A 14,420-nucleotide genomic window follows, 5' to 3' on the forward strand; every position below is an offset into this window, starting at 1 on the left:
TGGGTTGTGCTAAACTGCAATCTCGCTAAGGGGAAGCACAGAACGCGCAATGTCAGGGTGCGCGGGCGCGTGTTGTGATAAAGTACGACATGCGCGCAAGGTTCAGGTTGCGCCAACGCGCAGACGCATGAGGACGGGTGGCCAAACCCTTGAAGATTATTCTGGGTATCGAATCATCCTGCGATGAAACCGCGGTGGCGCTGGTCACCGATGGCCGGGTGATTCTGGCCCAGCGCATCGCCAGTCAGGACGAAGAGCATCGCCCCTATGGCGGCGTGGTGCCCGAAATCGCCGCGCGCGCCCATGCCGAAAGGCTGGCCCCGATGGTCGAGGCGACGCTGGCGGACGCGGGGCTGGGGCTGGATGATGTCGATGCGATCGCGGCCACGGCCGGGCCGGGGCTGATCGGCGGGGTGATGGTCGGGCTGGTGACGGCCAAGGCGTTGGCGATGGCGGCGGACAAGCCGCTGCTGGCGATCAATCATCTCGAAGGACACGCGCTTTCGCCGCGTCTGGCCGACAGCGAGCTTGCCTATCCCTATCTGCTGCTGCTGGTCAGCGGGGGGCATTGCCAGTTGCTGCGCGTCAATGGTGTGGGCGATTATACCCGCCTTGCCACCACCATCGACGACGCGCTGGGCGAGGCGTTTGACAAGACCGCCAAGGTTTTGGGTCTGGGCTATCCGGGCGGGCCTGCGGTGGAAAGGCTGGCGCTGGAGGGTAATCCGCGCGCGGTGCCTCTGCCGCGTCCGCTGCTGGGCGGGACAGAACCGCATTTCTCCTTTGCGGGCCTGAAAAGCGCGGTGCTGCGCGCCTATGAAACGGGCCAATATTCCAAGGCTGATCTGGCCGCCAGTTTTCAGCAGGCCGCTCTGGACTGCGTGGTGGACCGCACGAAGCGCGCGATGGCGGCGGCGGGCGATGTGACCGCGCTGGTCGTGGCGGGGGGCGTTGCGGCCAACAAGGCGGTGCGCGCCGCGCTCGAAGGGCTGGCGGCGGGGGCGGGCTTGCGCTTTGTTGCACCACCGCTCAAACTTTGCACCGATAATGCCGCGATGATCGCATGGGCGGGCGTTGAACGTTTCGCTCTGGGCATCAGCGATCCCCTCGATTTTGCCGCAAGGCCGCGCTGGCCGCTGGACCCCGATGCCGCGCCCGCGCGCGGGGCGGGAGTGAAGGCGTGAGTGCCGCCCGGAACATCAGCGTTGGCGTCATTGGCGCAGGCGCCTGGGGCACCGCTCTGGCGCAAATGGTGGCCGGCGATGGCACGCCTGTGATCCTTTGGGCGCGCGAGGCGGCGTTGGTCGAGGAAATCAACACGCGCCGGACCAATGCGACCTATCTGCCCGGCGTGACCATCGCCGCGCCTGTGCGCGCCACCTGCGATATGGGCGAACTGGCCGGTCTCTCGACGATTCTGGTGGTTTGCCCGGCGCAATTCATGGGCGGCGTGCTGGCGGGGCTGCCTGATGCCCCGCGCGATCTGGTGCTGTGCTCGAAGGGGATCGAGGCGGGGACGGGGCGGCTGATGGCCGATGTGGCCGCTGCGGCTCACCCCTCGGCGCAGATCGCCGTCCTGTCGGGCCCGACCTTTGCGCGCGAAGTGGCGATGGGATTGCCCACCGCCATCACGCTTGCCTGTTCGGGCGGCGAGGAACAATGGCGGCGCCTCTCGCCAGTCATCGCCCGTGCAGCTTTCCGCCCGTATTATTCGCCCGATGTGGTGGGCGCCGAGATCGGCGGGGCGGTGAAGAACGTGTTGGCGATTGCATGCGGCGTGGTGGAAGGTCTGGAGCTGGGCGAGAATGCGCGCGCGGCGCTGATCGCGCGCGGCTATGCCGAGATGCTGCGTTTTGGGGTGGCGCGGGGCGCGCGGGCCGAAACGCTTTCGGGCCTGTGCGGGCTGGGTGATCTCATCCTGACCTGCGCCAGCACGGCCAGTCGCAATTATTCACTTGGCAAGGCGCTGGGCCAAGGGCAGAGCGCTGCACAGGCATTGTCGGGGAAATCCAGTGTTGCGGAGGGCGCGCACACTGCTCCGGTTCTGGCGGATTTGGCCCGTCGGGCCGGGATCGCCATGCCGATTGTTGATGCCGTCTGTCGGTTGCTTACGGGGAAAGCACCGGCGGGGGCGGTGGTGTCGGATCTGTTGGCAAGGCCTTTGAAGGCCGAACTGGCCGATCCATCCGAGCCGGGGGATGATACCCCGGCGCACGGGAGTTTTGCTTGAGTCAACCTGTTGCCCTTCCCCTGACCGATGCGGCCGCCCCGGGTGCCGCGTCCGGCGCCGCGCTGGACGAAGTGGTCAATCGCGATCTCAACACGCTGGCCAAGGGTGGGCGGACCAATTTCTTTGGTTTCCTGCTGCGTCTGGCCGCGCGTCTGCCGTTTCTGTTCATCGCCGGGCGGCTGTATGGCGCCGATGCGCTGGGGCGGTTTGCCTCGGCGCTGGTGGTGATCGAACTGGCCTCGCAGCTCTGCACCCTGGGGCAAAAGCGCGGGATCGCGCAAAGATTGTCCGATGACGATCGCGATGCGGCCCATGTGATTGCCGATGGCGTGGTGCTGACGGTGCTGATCGCGGTGCCGGTGACGGTGGGCCTGTTCCTCTTTCCCTGGCCGATGTTCCCCTCGGGCGAGTTTTCCGCATGGGACCGCTGGCTGGTGCTGGCCATTGCGCCGACGGCACTGACCGATATTGCGCTGGCGGCGCTGGCCTATCGCTTTGACGTGGGCGCCACGGTGCGTGCGCGTTCGGTGATCGAGCCATGGACGCTTTCCATCGCGGCGGGCGTGTTCTGGGCGGCGGGTAAATGGGGCGGCACGCATGGCTGGTGGACCCATCTGGGCGCCAGCGGGTTGACGCTTTCCTATGTGGTTTCGGTGTCGGCCGCGATGCTGTCGGCGGCGCTGCCGCTGCTGCGCTCCTATGGTCTGCCGCTGGACTGGACGCCGCATCCGCTGCGGATCGGGCGGCTTGCGCTCAACACCATGCCGCTGGCGGTGGCCGATGCGGTGGAATGGGGCACGCGGCGCATCGACATCGCCATCCTGGGCATGTTTGCCACGCCCACCTCGGTCGGCGTCTATTATGTGGCGCAGCAGGTGGCCAGCCTGCCGCAAAAGCTGAAAACAAGTTTCGAGCCGATCCTTGGCCCGGTCATCACCCGCAATCTGAAGGAAGGCAATCTGGAAGCGATTGCCAAGCAGGTGTGTCAGGTCGGCTTCTGGATCACTGCGGCGCAGGCGGGCATCGCGCTGGCGCTGGGCATTCCGGGCGACGGGGTGCTGGGGCTGGTCGGGCCGCAATTCACCGGCGGGATGCTGGCGCTGGCGTTTTTGCTGGGCGCCGAAGTCTGCGCCGCGCCTGCGGTTGTGAGCGAGGCGGCGCTGATCTATATCGCGCCCTTGCGCAATCTCTGGCTTTCGCTGGCCACGATCGGGCTGCAGGCGATCTTCACGCTGGCGGGCATGCTGATTTCGGGCGGATTTTACTTCGACGAGATGGATCAGGCCGCCTCTGCCGCAGGCGCGCTGATGGTCACGCTCTCCATCGCCAGTCTGGTCAAGTCGCGGCTGCTGCAATGGCATCTGGGCTATAAGGTCGAGACGCTGCGCTGGTCGCTGTTTGTGGCGGCGGTGGCGGCGGGCGCGCTGGGCTGGGCGGTGGTGCGGTTTCTGCCGGAATGGGCGCAGATTGCTCTGGGCATTCCCGCGATTCTGGGGCTTTATTGTCTCGTCATCTGGAGGCTGGGCTTTGGCCCGGCCGACCGCTTGCTGTTTCGCCGCCAGAAGGGCGAGCCGACCGCGTAATCGATTGATGTTGTGAGGCGTTTTGATGGTTGAGTTGTTCCAGTCCTATCCTCTGGTCCTTGCCGGCGCGCTGGTTCTGCTGGCGCTGTTGGCAGGCCTGCTGCTGCGCCGGGGCAAGGCGACGCGCGAACGCCACCGCGCGCCCGATGCCATGGACGAGGGCGTAGGGCCCGCACAGCGCAATTCCGCGCTTATCAACGCGCCCAGCGCCGCCTCGAAAGTGTCGCTGCGGCCGGTGGAGCCGGTGGCCGATGTGGCGGTCAAGGTCGAGGCCGAGGTCGAGCCGGACGCTTTTGGCGAACTGGCCGAAGCCGTGGCCGCGCAGGAGGCCGCCACCCAGAGCGATGATCTGACCCGCATCAAGGGGCTGGGGCCGAAGCTGAAATCGCGCCTTGCCGAGCTGGGCGTGGTCAGCTTTGCCCAGATTGCAGGGTGGAGCGAGGCTGATATTGCCAAGATCGATGCGCAACTGGGCACGTTCGCCGGGCGCGCCACGCGGGATCAGTGGGTCGCGCAGGCGCAGTTCCTCGCAGCCGGGGATGTGGCGGGGTATGAGGCGAAGTTTGGGAAGTTGTGAGGTTTTGGGTTTGATGCCTCCGGCGGGTTAAGGGCGGGGCCCCTTAACAATCCCGATAGTGTCTATGTTGTGTTGGGCTGGCGGCGTTGCTCTTTGGGGCAGCGCCGCAGGCATTTATGGCCTCCGGCGGTGAGGGGGCGCGCCTTGGGAGAGGCTGGGCGCGGCAAAGACAGTAAGGGGAGCGCGAGGGACGAGTCCCTCGCATCTATCTTTCCTTTTTGCCAGCCTGAAAGGCCAAGAAGGCAATGGTGATGATCCCAATCACGACCAGCAGAAGTTGGAGATCGTGATTGGCCAGATCGAGTGGTTTCATGTTTGCGCTCCTGTTTGCAAGAACGCATTTAGCTTCAAATAAATTTGAGATCATGTGGCTCGAAAACGAGATCCTCAGGCAAGCTCACTTCCCCCACTTCTTCTGCTGCTTGCCAAACCGCGTCTTGCGCGTCCCCGGCTTGCCCTCATTCGAGCGCCCGACGATGGGGGCCTTACGCTCACCCTCGGGCAGACCAAGCTCGGTCGCCTCCAAACGCCGGATTTCGTCGCGCAGCCGCCCGGCTTCTTCAAACTCAAGATCGGCAGCGGCGGTGCGCATCCGCTTTTCGAGGTCTTCGATATAGGCGCGCAGGTTGTGGCCGACGAGGTTGTTGACGCCGTCATCCTCGATATCGACCAGCACGCCATCGCGCGAGGCGGTGTCGGCGACGATATCGTGGATGTTGCGCTTGATGCTCTGGGGCGTGATGCCGTGGGCCTCGTTATAGGCCTGTTGCTTGGCGCGTCGGCGGTCGGTTTCGGCGATGGCGCGTTCCATGCTGCCGGTCATGCGGTCGGCATAGAGGATCACGCGGCCATCGACATTGCGCGCCGCGCGGCCGATGGTCTGCACCAGCGAGGTTTCTGAGCGCAGGAAGCCTTCCTTGTCCGCGTCGAGGATGCACACCAGCCCGCATTCGGGAATGTCGAGCCCTTCGCGCAGCAGGTTGATGCCGATGAGCACATCATAGACCCCAAGGCGTAGGTCGCGGATCAGTTCGATACGTTCGAGCGTTTCCACATCGGAGTGCATATAGCGGACCCGCACGCCCGCTTCATGCATGAATTCGGTCAGATCCTCGGCCATGCGCTTGGTCAGCGTCGTGACCAGCGTGCGATAGCCGTTGGCGGCGGTCTTGCGGCATTCCTCGATGCAATCCTGCACCTGATCCTCGACCGGGCGGATTTCGACCGGAGGATCGATCAGGCCGGTGGGGCGGATCACCTGTTCGGCAAAGGTGCCGCCTGATTCCTCCATCTCCCAGGATCCGGGCGTGGCCGAAACCGCCACCGTCTGGGGCCGCATCGCATCCCATTCGTTGAAGCGCAGCGGGCGGTTGTCGATACAACTGGGCAGGCGAAAGCCATATTCGGCCAGCGTGATCTTGCGCCGATGGTCGCCTCGGGCCATCGCGCTGATCTGGGGCACGGTCTGGTGGCTTTCATCGACGAACAGCAGCGCATTGTCGGGCAGATATTCAAACAGGGTCGGCGGCGGCTCGCCTGGCAGGCGGCCGGAGAGGAAGCGCGAGTAATTTTCGACGCCTGCGCACGAACCCGTTGCCGCGATCATCTCAAGATCGAAATTGGTGCGCTGTTCCAGCCTTTGCGCCTCCAGCAATTTGCCTTCCGCGTTCAGCTCCTCCAGCCGCACCTGCAGTTCGAAACGGATCGCCTCCATCGCCTGCTTCATGGTCGGGCCGGGGGTGACGTGGTGGCTGTTGGCGTAAACGCGGATCTTGTCCAGCTTGGCCCCCGCCTTGCCGGTCAGGGGATCGAACTCGCTGATCGCCTCGACTTCATCGCCGAAAAAGCTGATGCGCCAGGCGATGTCCTCATAGTGGCTGGGGAAGATTTCCAGATTGTCGCCGCGCACGCGGAATGTGCCGCGCGCAAAGGCCACCTCGTTGCGCTTATACTGCATCGCAACCAGCTTGCGGATGATCTCGCCCTGATCCTGCGATTCTCCGACCTTCAGGTCAAAGATCATCGCGGCATAGGTTTCCACCGAGCCGATGCCGTAGAGGCAGGACACCGAGGCGACGATGATCACATCCTCGCGTTCCAGCAAGGCGCGCGTGGCCGAGTGGCGCATCCGGTCGATGGCCTCGTTAACGCTGGATTCCTTTTCGATATAGGTGTCCGAACGCGCGACATAGGCTTCGGGCTGATAGTAATCGTAATAGGAGACGAAATATTCCACGGCATTGTCGGGGAAGAAGCTCTTCATCTCGCCATACAATTGCGCGGCCAGAATTTTGTTGGGCGCCAGGATCAGCGCGGGGCGCTGCGTCGCCTGAATGACCTGCGCCATGGTGAAGGTCTTGCCCGAGCCCGTAACACCCAGCAAAACCTGTGTTTTATCCCCGCTCTCGATGCCCTGCACCAGTTCAGCGATGGCCGTGGGCTGGTCGCCGCTGGGCGTGTAATCGCTGACGATACGCAGGGGTGGGCTGCCTTCGGCCTTGGGCGGGCGGGCAGGGCGATGGGGGACAAAGGTGCCATCGGTATCGGGTTCGGAAAGGCCCCGGCGGATGATGAGTTCAGCCATGATCCATCTATGGGCGTTCGCGATGCGTTCTGCAAGGGCGCGGCCGCGCAAGAGGCGAACAAGGACGCGGCGCGGCGGACTTTAAAGGCAAATCGGCGCTTGTCTATACACCGCTATTTTTTCTTTCGCATACGCAGCAAGGCGCTTGGCAATGGCAGAAGTTTGTTGCAGCTTGAGCCCAGATAACCGGCCGTGGGTGTTCGAGCCGGACAGTATTCAAGGGGTGTTCTATGCCATCCACCACGATCTCGTCTTATGACGAGATGCTCGATGCCGAGGGGAATGTGCGTCCCGCCTATGCCGGCTATCGCGAGTGGTACGAAGCCCAAAGTCCCAAGTGGCTGGAGAAACAGGGCAAGAATGCCGAGGATGTGTTTCGCCGCACCGGCATCACCTTCAATGTCTATGGCGAGGATGCCGGGCAGGAACGCCTGATCCCCTTTGACATGATCCCCCGCATCATCACGGCGGATGAATGGAAGAAACTGTCGCGCGGGATTGACCAGCGGGTGCGCGCGCTCAACGCTTTCCTCCACGACCTTTATCACAAGCGCGAGATTGTGAAGGCGGGGAAGCTGCCCGAACGCTTGCTGGCCCAGAATGAGGCTTTTCTGCCCGAAATGGTGGGCTTTACGCCGCCGGGCGGGGTTTACACCCATATCGTGGGCATCGACCTTGTGCGCACCGGGCCTGATGATTTCATGGTGCTGGAGGATAATGCGCGCACGCCTTCGGGCGTCTCCTATATGCTGGAGAACCGCGAGACGATGATGGCGATGTTCCCCGACCTGTTCACCAAGGTCGCGGTCCAGCCGGTGTCGGATTACCCGCGCGCGCTGGCTCGTTCGCTGGCCGCCTGCGCCCCGCCCGCCGCGCAAGGGAGCGACCGGCCGGTGCTGGCGGTGCTGACGCCGGGCATCTACAATTCGGCCTATTACGAACACGCTTTCCTTGCCGATCAGATGGGCGCCGAACTGGTCGAGGCGGCAGATCTGCGGGTGGTCGATGGGCGTGTCTGTATGCGCACCACGCGGGGTTGGCGGGCGATCGACGTGCTCTATCGCCGGGTGGACGACAATTTCCTCGATCCGCTGACCTATAATCCCGATTCGATGCTGGGCGTGGCGGGCATCATGGATGTCTATCGCAGCGGGGGCATCACTATCGCCAATGCGCCCGGCACAGGCATAGCGGACGACAAGGCGATCTATTCCTTCATGCCCGAGATCGTCGAGTTTTATACCGGCGAAAAACCGATCCTGAAGAATGTGCCGACATGGCGGTGCAGCGAGGCCGATGCGCTGGCCTATGTGCTCGATCACCTGCCCGAACTGGTGGTGAAGGAGGTGCATGGCAGCGGCGGTTATGGCATGTTGATCGGGCCGACCAGCAGCAAGGGAGAAATCGCCGCCTTTGAAAAGAAGCTGCGCGCCAACCCGGACAATTACATCGCCCAGCCCACGCTTTCGCTCTCCACCGTGCCGATCTTTACCAAGGCGGGACTGGCCCCGCGCCATGTCGATCTGCGGCCCTTCGTGCTGGTTTCGCCCCATGGCATCAACATCACGCCGGGCGGCCTGACCCGCGTGGCGCTCAAGAAAGGCTCGCTGGTGGTCAATTCCTCGCAGGGCGGGGGCACCAAGGACAGCTGGGTTCTGGCGGAATAAGGGATAGGATATGTTGGGACGTTCCGCCTGGGGCATTTTCTGGATGGCGCGCTATTTGGAGCGCGCCGAGAACACCGCGCGCTTGCTCGACGCCGGTTTTCGCATGGCATTGACGCGCGGCAATACGGTGGCCAGCGATGAATGGCGCTCCGTGCTGGTCACGCTGGGGATGGATGATGGCTATACCGGCGATATGTCGGGGCCTGCCATCACCAACTGGCTGCTGCGGGGGGCGGGCAATTCGGGCAGCGTGCTGTCCATGATGGAGGCCGCGCGCACGAACGCGCGCATGGTGCGCACCGCCATCACCCGCGAGGTCTGGGAAGTGACCAATGAAAGCTGGATGCAGCTTCAGTCGCTGCTGGCCAAGCCGGTCAAGGAAGCCGATCTGGGGCATGTCCTCGACGTTATCCGGCGGCAAGCCACCAGCGTGCGCGGCGCGATGGAAGGCACGATGCTGCGCAATGACATTTTCAACTTTGCCCGCATCGGCACCCATCTGGAGCGGGCGGACAATACGGCGCGCATTCTGGACGTGAAATACCATGTGCTGTTGCCTTCCGCCGCCTGGGTGGGGTCGCGGTTGGACAATGCGCAATGGGAAATGGTGCTGCGCAGCGTCGCGGGCGAGCGGGCGTTCCGCTGGCTTCATGCAGGCGCGCTTGATCCCAAGGGGATTGCGCAATTCCTCATCCTCGACGGGCGTTTCCCGCGCAGCCTGACCTATTGCCTGCGTAAACTGACCAGCAATATGGAATGGCTGTGCCGCGATTATCATCAGGAAACGGCCGCCTATCGGATGCAGAAAGAGGCCAGCGACAGGCTGGGTAAGACCACGATCACCGATATTTTCGAACATGGCCTGCATGAATTCATCACCGAATTCCTCGCCACCAACCGTCTGGTGGCCGATGCCATTGCCGCCGATTACCGTTTCACCGAATAGGCCCGGAGCCAGCTCATGCGTATCTCGATCCAGCACCAGACGCATTACCGCTTTGACCAGCCGGTCTGGCATGGGGTGCAACGCCTGCGCCTGACCCCGCGCGATTGCGCGATGCAAAAGGTGCTGGGCTGGCAATTGTCGGTTCAGGGCGGGGCGATCGAATGTTCCTATGAGGATCACAACCGCAATCTCGTCTCGCTGATCTCGCTGGGCACGGGCAATGGCGAGATCACGATCACCGGGCAGGGGATGATCGAAACCTATGACAAGGCGGGCGTGGTGGGCACGCATACCGGCTTCATGCCGCTTTGGCGGTTGGCCAATCCCACCGAATTGACCAAGCCGGGGCCGAAGATCCGCGCCCTGGCGGCGAAATTCAGCGATGACGGCAGCAATACGATTGCCGTGCTGCATGATCTGATGGCGGCGGTGAATAAGGCGGTGGTCTATGAGGCGGGCCATTCCGGCGCGGCCACCACGGCCGAGGCCGCTTTGGCCACCGGCAAGGGCGTGTGTCAGGACCATGCGCAGGTGTTCATGGCGGCCGCGCGCCTGATGGGCCTGCCTGCGCGCTATGTCTCGGGCTATCTGGTGATCGAGGGGCGCGTGGATCAGGATGCGGGCCATGGCTGGGCCGAGGTGCATGTGCCGGGGCTGGGCTGGGTGGGCTTTGATGCGGCCAATGACACCTGCCCGGATGACACCTATGTGCGCCTGGCCGTGGGCGCGGATTACCGCGATGCCGCGCCCGTCACCAGCATGGCGCAGGGCGGCGGCGCGGCGGTGCTGTCCGTGGCGGTGCAGGTGGCCCAGCAGCAGGTGGTGGAACAGTAAGCCCTTTGCGCGCATTCGGCCTATAGGAGCCTACGCAGGGGAGCGGTGACGGGATGCTTGGCATTTTGCCATAGGGTCGGCCATCAAGGCCATCTTCCCTTGACGGGGAGGTCTAATTTTGTGCAACCGCGACTTTAAGGATTCGCGCGGGTTTTGCGCTACATTTCGCGCTGTGTCCGGCGCCCGAGGGGAAGAAAGTGACCTACTGTGTTGGCATGATGCTGGATGCCGGGCTGGTGTTGATGAGCGACACCCGCACCAATTCGGGCGTCGACAACATCTCCACCTTCCGCAAACTGTTTCACTGGGAAGTGCCGGGCGAGCGGGTCGTGGCGCTGATGACCAGCGGAAATCTGGCGACAACCCAGGCGGTTGTCTCCAAGATTGAGGAACGGTTCAAACTGCCCAGCGAACGGCACAATTGCGTGCTGGAGGCCTCGACCATGTTTCAGATGGCGGGCATCGTGGGCAAGACGCTGCGCGAGACGATTGCCGAGCGCGACGCCGATGTCGGCCCGCAGGCGGCCGGGCAATTTGGCGCGACGCTGATTCTGGCCGGACAGATCGAGGGGCAGGAGCCGCGTCTGTTCATGATCTATCCCGAGGGCAATTTCATCGAGGCGACGCTCGACACGCCCTTTTTCCAGATCGGCGAGACAAAATATGGCCGCCCGATCATCCTGCGCGGCTATGACCGCAAGATGGCCTTCGAGGATGCGGTCAAGCTGCTGATGGTCAGCTTCGATTCGACGCTCAAGGCCAATCTGTCGGTGGGTATGCCGCTGGATCTGGTGGTGATCGGGCGCGACGATCTGGGCATCAAGTATGAGCGCCGGATCGAGGCCAATGATTCGTGGTATCGCGTGATCTCGGCCAGCTGGAGCGACAGCCTCAAGGCCGCGCTTGACGGGTTGCCCGATTTTCCGTTTCACGCCGCGCAGGGTTGATCCTTATTTCCGGCTCTCCTGCCTTCGGCAAGCTCCGGCGGATTTGAGCGCCGCGCTCAATTCCGCGCTGGCCAGGCGCACGCGCATCGCGCCAAATTCGTGGCCGATGCGCGCGTTGGCCCCGGTGGGGTCGCCCGAATAGCCCAATGCGTTGACCGGCCCGTTGCCGTCATTGTCGATTGTGCCGGGCAGATAGGGGCCAGGGCGCACCAGCGAGGGATCGACCGCCAGCGTTTCGGATGTATCCCATAATCCGCCATGGCCGCCGCCCACCTTGCCCTCGGCGCGGATGGCGGCCTCGATCTCGCGGCGGGCGCGGGTATAACCGTCGGAAATGTAGAAGACCTGCGCGCCCTTGTCGGCAAATTCGGCATTGAGGCGGGCCGCGACTTCGGCCAGCGGCTTCTGGCTGGGGCCATGTTCACTCATCAGCGCGATCCGGCGGAAACCGCCATTGATAAGGCTGCGGGCAACATCTTCGTTAACGGCGGCAAAGACCTCGGGGCGCAGGCTGATCGTGCCGGGAAAGGGCGTTATATAAGGCGGATTGGGCGCATAATGCAGCACCGGCGCGATCAGCGCATCGCCCACATTGCGCGCAATAGCCTCGCCATAGGCGCGGATGCGCGCGGCATGTTTGCCCAGCGCCAGATAGGGCCCTGTCTCTTCGGTGCCGCCGCTGAACACGATAACCACCGGACAACCCTTGTCTATTCGGCTCTTCAGCTCGGCGGTGGTATAGTCATCGAGCCAGACGCTGGGCGCACGCGGGATGATGCGCGGGGCCGCCGACAGAGGGGCCGCCAAAGCAACCATACCCAGTGCGCAGGCCCAGCGGCGGATGGCGATTGATTGACGAAACATGGCCCAAACCCTCCCGAACAGCGGTTCAGATTGGAGGGAGGCACCCCATTGTCAAGCTGGACGATGGTTAACGGCCGTCCCGTTTAATGACAGATGCCGTTGTTCATCAGGTCCACATGCAAATGATTGCGATGGGCGGCATTGAAATCAGGCCCCAAAGTGGTGCCAAAGCGGCGGCAGGCCGATTGATGAACGGTGCGCAGAAATTCGCGCTCGGCCGGATCCGGCGAATTCCATCCGTTCAGCACGGTAATTCGCCGCCCGTCGGCCAGTACAAAGGCGGCCACGTCGATGGCATTGCCGGTGGCATGGGCGCTGCGCTTGTCGGTGCCCGCCACGTTGCGACAACTGTAGCTGCCCATGGTTTCGATGCGCACCAGCGGACTGCCCAGAATCGCGCGGGCGGCGCGGTCCACCCCGAATCGCGCCCATCCGGCAAAGGTGTTGGCCAGCGGGCAGGTGACAGGGCCGAGATTGGAAATGTTGAAGGATTGGCTGTCGCCCGACAGGCTGGCCAGACGCACCGCGTTGAAGGTCGCGCATCCCGCGCCGTAATATTGGTCGGGCAGGGGCGTGAAACCGGCGGCCTTGGCGCCCAGATCGGACAGGCATTGCCCCTCGTCCGGGCGGATGGGCTGATAGGCGATGGTGGCTTGCGGCCGGGCGCGGTGGGGCGTGTCGGGAATGGCCCCGCCGCATCCGCCCAGCGTGAGGGTGATGGCGAGCGTGGCCAGCAATGTTGAACGAGGGGGCTGTTCCATATGGCGTGATGAACCCTGTGGCGGCCGGATACTAGGTAATGGCGCGTGGTTAAAACGAGGTTTATCATCGGGTTGAAGTATGCGGCGCCTACGCAGGAAAATGCCGCATTTTTGCCGGATTGGCGCGAAATTCTTCACGGCCAATGGAAAATTTTCGCATCTGTTGCAAAAAAGTCTGCTTGACTGTTCCGCGCCGATCTCTAGAGCGGCCGGCGGGCCACGCGGTCCCAACGCCGCGCGTGCTCTCTGTAAGGAGAGACTACATGACTATCCAAGTTCCGGCCAAGAAGCCGGCTCGCCCCTTTTTCTCGTCGGGGCCCTGCGCCAAGCCGCCTGTCTACGATCTCGCCAAGCTCGCGACCGAGTCGCTGGGCCGTTCGCACCGCGCGAAGATCGGCAAGACGCGCCTGGCCTATTGCATCGATCTGATGCGCGAAATTCTCCAGCTCCCTGAAACGCACCGCATCGGCATCGTGCCCGGTTCGGACACGGGCGCTTTCGAAATGGCGATGTGGACCATGCTGGGCGCCAAGCCCGTCACCACGCTTGCATGGGAATCGTTCGGTGAGGGTTGGGTCACCGACGTTGCCAAGCAGCTCAAGCTGGACCCCACGATCATCCGCGCCGATTATGGCCAGATCCCCGATCTGAACACGATCGACTGGACCAATGACGTGCTGTTCACCTGGAACGGCACCACCAGCGGCGCGCGCGTTCCGAACGCCGATTTCATCCCCGCCGACCGCGAGGGCCTGTCTTTCGCTGACGCCACCTCGGCGGTGTTCGCTTACGACATCGACTGGTCGAAGATCGACGTCGCCACCTTCTCTTGGCAGAAGGTTCTGGGCGGCGAAGGCGGCCATGGCGTGCTGATCCTCGGCCCCCGCGCTGTTGAGCGCCTTGAAACCTACACCCCCGCATGGCCGCTGCCCAAGGTGTTCCGCCTTGTGTCGAAGGGCAAGCTGGCCGAAGGCGTGTTCAAGGGCGAAACCATCAACACCCCCTCGATGCTGGCCGTGGAAGACGCGATTTTCGCGCTGGAATGGGCCAAGGATCTGGGCGGTCTGAAGGGTCTTCAGGCTCGCAGCGACGCCAATGCCGCCGCGCTGAACAAGATCGTTGAAGAGCGTTCGTGGCTCTCGCATCTGGCCGCTGATGAAGCGACCCGTTCGAAGACCTCGGTTTGCCTGAGCGTTGAAGGCGCGGACGCTGACTTCATCAAGAAGTTCGCCGCTGTGCTGGAAAAGGCGGATGCCGCCTATGACATCGCGGGCTATCGCGATGCGCCCGCTGGCCTTCGTATCTGGTGCGGCGCCACGGTCAATGTCGAGGATATCGAAGACCTCGGCCCCTGGCTGGATTACGCCTACGCCACCGTCAAGGCTGGCTAAACCAAGCTGATTTTTTGCGGGGACGCGCTCAAGTCG

The 14,420-nt window shown here is 63.4% G+C and carries 12 protein-coding genes; 9 read left to right on the forward strand and 3 right to left on the reverse strand.

The features are described from left to right. The first annotated feature begins 149 nt into the window (after positions 1-149). The 4 genes from tsaD to BGP00_RS21990 are packed head-to-tail and all read left to right on the forward strand — an operon-like array spanning position 150 to position 4,390. Complete coding sequence (gene tsaD / locus BGP00_RS21975) at positions 150-1,184, forward strand: tRNA (adenosine(37)-N6)-threonylcarbamoyltransferase complex transferase subunit TsaD (protein WP_292689038.1); 1,035 nt, start codon at positions 150-152, stop codon at positions 1,182-1,184. Next, positions 1,181-2,230: an NAD(P)H-dependent glycerol-3-phosphate dehydrogenase gene (locus BGP00_RS21980; RefSeq protein ID WP_292689040.1), complete on the forward strand. Its 1,050-nt coding sequence runs from the start codon at positions 1,181-1,183 to the stop codon at positions 2,228-2,230. The genes tsaD and BGP00_RS21980 overlap by 4 nt, the downstream gene beginning before the upstream one ends. After that, positions 2,227-3,813 carry a lipopolysaccharide biosynthesis protein gene (locus tag BGP00_RS21985; protein ID WP_310013028.1) on the forward strand — a complete coding sequence of 529 codons (1,587 nt, stop codon included), beginning with the start codon at positions 2,227-2,229 and terminating at the stop codon, positions 3,811-3,813. Before BGP00_RS21980 ends, BGP00_RS21985 begins: the two co-directional genes overlap by 4 nt. A gap of 25 nt (positions 3,814-3,838) precedes the next feature. Further along, positions 3,839-4,390 carry a hypothetical protein gene (locus BGP00_RS21990; protein ID WP_292689042.1) on the forward strand — a complete coding sequence of 184 codons (552 nt, stop codon included), beginning with the start codon at positions 3,839-3,841 and terminating at the stop codon, positions 4,388-4,390. A 397-nt stretch (positions 4,391-4,787) separates the two neighbouring features. On the opposite strand, the gene uvrB is transcribed toward BGP00_RS21990, so the two are convergent. Then, the gene (uvrB, locus tag BGP00_RS21995; protein WP_292689044.1) at positions 4,788-6,974 is read right to left on the reverse strand and encodes an excinuclease ABC subunit UvrB; all 2,187 of its coding nucleotides are present in this window, start codon (positions 6,972-6,974) and stop codon (positions 4,788-4,790) included. Between the two features lie 230 nt (positions 6,975-7,204). Between uvrB and BGP00_RS22000 the strand changes: the two genes are divergently transcribed. The 4 genes from BGP00_RS22000 to BGP00_RS22015 all read left to right on the forward strand — a co-directional run bounded on the left by BGP00_RS22000 (position 7,205) and on the right by BGP00_RS22015 (position 11,368). Then, complete coding sequence (locus BGP00_RS22000) at positions 7,205-8,641, forward strand: circularly permuted type 2 ATP-grasp protein (RefSeq protein WP_168604335.1); 1,437 nt, start codon at positions 7,205-7,207, stop codon at positions 8,639-8,641. A gap of 10 nt (positions 8,642-8,651) precedes the next feature. Further along, a complete protein-coding gene (locus BGP00_RS22005; protein ID WP_168604336.1) occupies positions 8,652-9,587 on the forward strand; it encodes an alpha-E domain-containing protein in 936 nt (311 codons plus the stop codon). A 15-nt stretch (positions 9,588-9,602) separates the two neighbouring features. Further along, positions 9,603-10,421, forward strand: coding sequence for a transglutaminase family protein (locus tag BGP00_RS22010; RefSeq protein WP_292689047.1), 819 nt, complete (start codon positions 9,603-9,605; stop codon positions 10,419-10,421). A 197-nt stretch (positions 10,422-10,618) separates the two neighbouring features. After that, the gene (locus tag BGP00_RS22015; RefSeq protein ID WP_168604338.1) at positions 10,619-11,368 is read left to right on the forward strand and encodes a peptidase; all 750 of its coding nucleotides are present in this window, start codon (positions 10,619-10,621) and stop codon (positions 11,366-11,368) included. A gap of 3 nt (positions 11,369-11,371) precedes the next feature. Here BGP00_RS22015 and BGP00_RS22020 read toward each other — a convergent pair whose 3' ends face one another. Together BGP00_RS22020 and BGP00_RS22025 are read right to left on the reverse strand one after the other, a co-directional pair. Then, on the reverse strand, positions 11,372-12,232 hold the full coding sequence (locus BGP00_RS22020; RefSeq protein WP_292689050.1) for a creatininase family protein: 861 nt from the start codon (positions 12,230-12,232) through the stop codon (positions 11,372-11,374). Positions 12,233-12,315: 83 nt separating this feature from the next. Further along, positions 12,316-12,993 (reverse strand): extensin family protein, encoded by a 678-nt coding sequence (locus tag BGP00_RS22025; RefSeq protein ID WP_292689052.1) that lies wholly within the window; start codon positions 12,991-12,993, stop codon positions 12,316-12,318. Positions 12,994-13,256: 263 nt separating this feature from the next. Here BGP00_RS22025 and BGP00_RS22030 point away from each other — a divergent pair, with 263 nt between their 5' ends. Then, positions 13,257-14,384, forward strand: a complete 1,128-nt coding sequence (locus BGP00_RS22030; protein WP_168604341.1) for a phosphoserine transaminase — start codon at positions 13,257-13,259, stop codon at positions 14,382-14,384. Positions 14,385-14,420: the final 36 nt, after the last annotated feature.

This window comes from Novosphingobium sp. 63-713, assembly GCF_001898925.1.
GTDB lineage: Bacteria > Pseudomonadota > Alphaproteobacteria > Sphingomonadales > Sphingomonadaceae > Novosphingobium.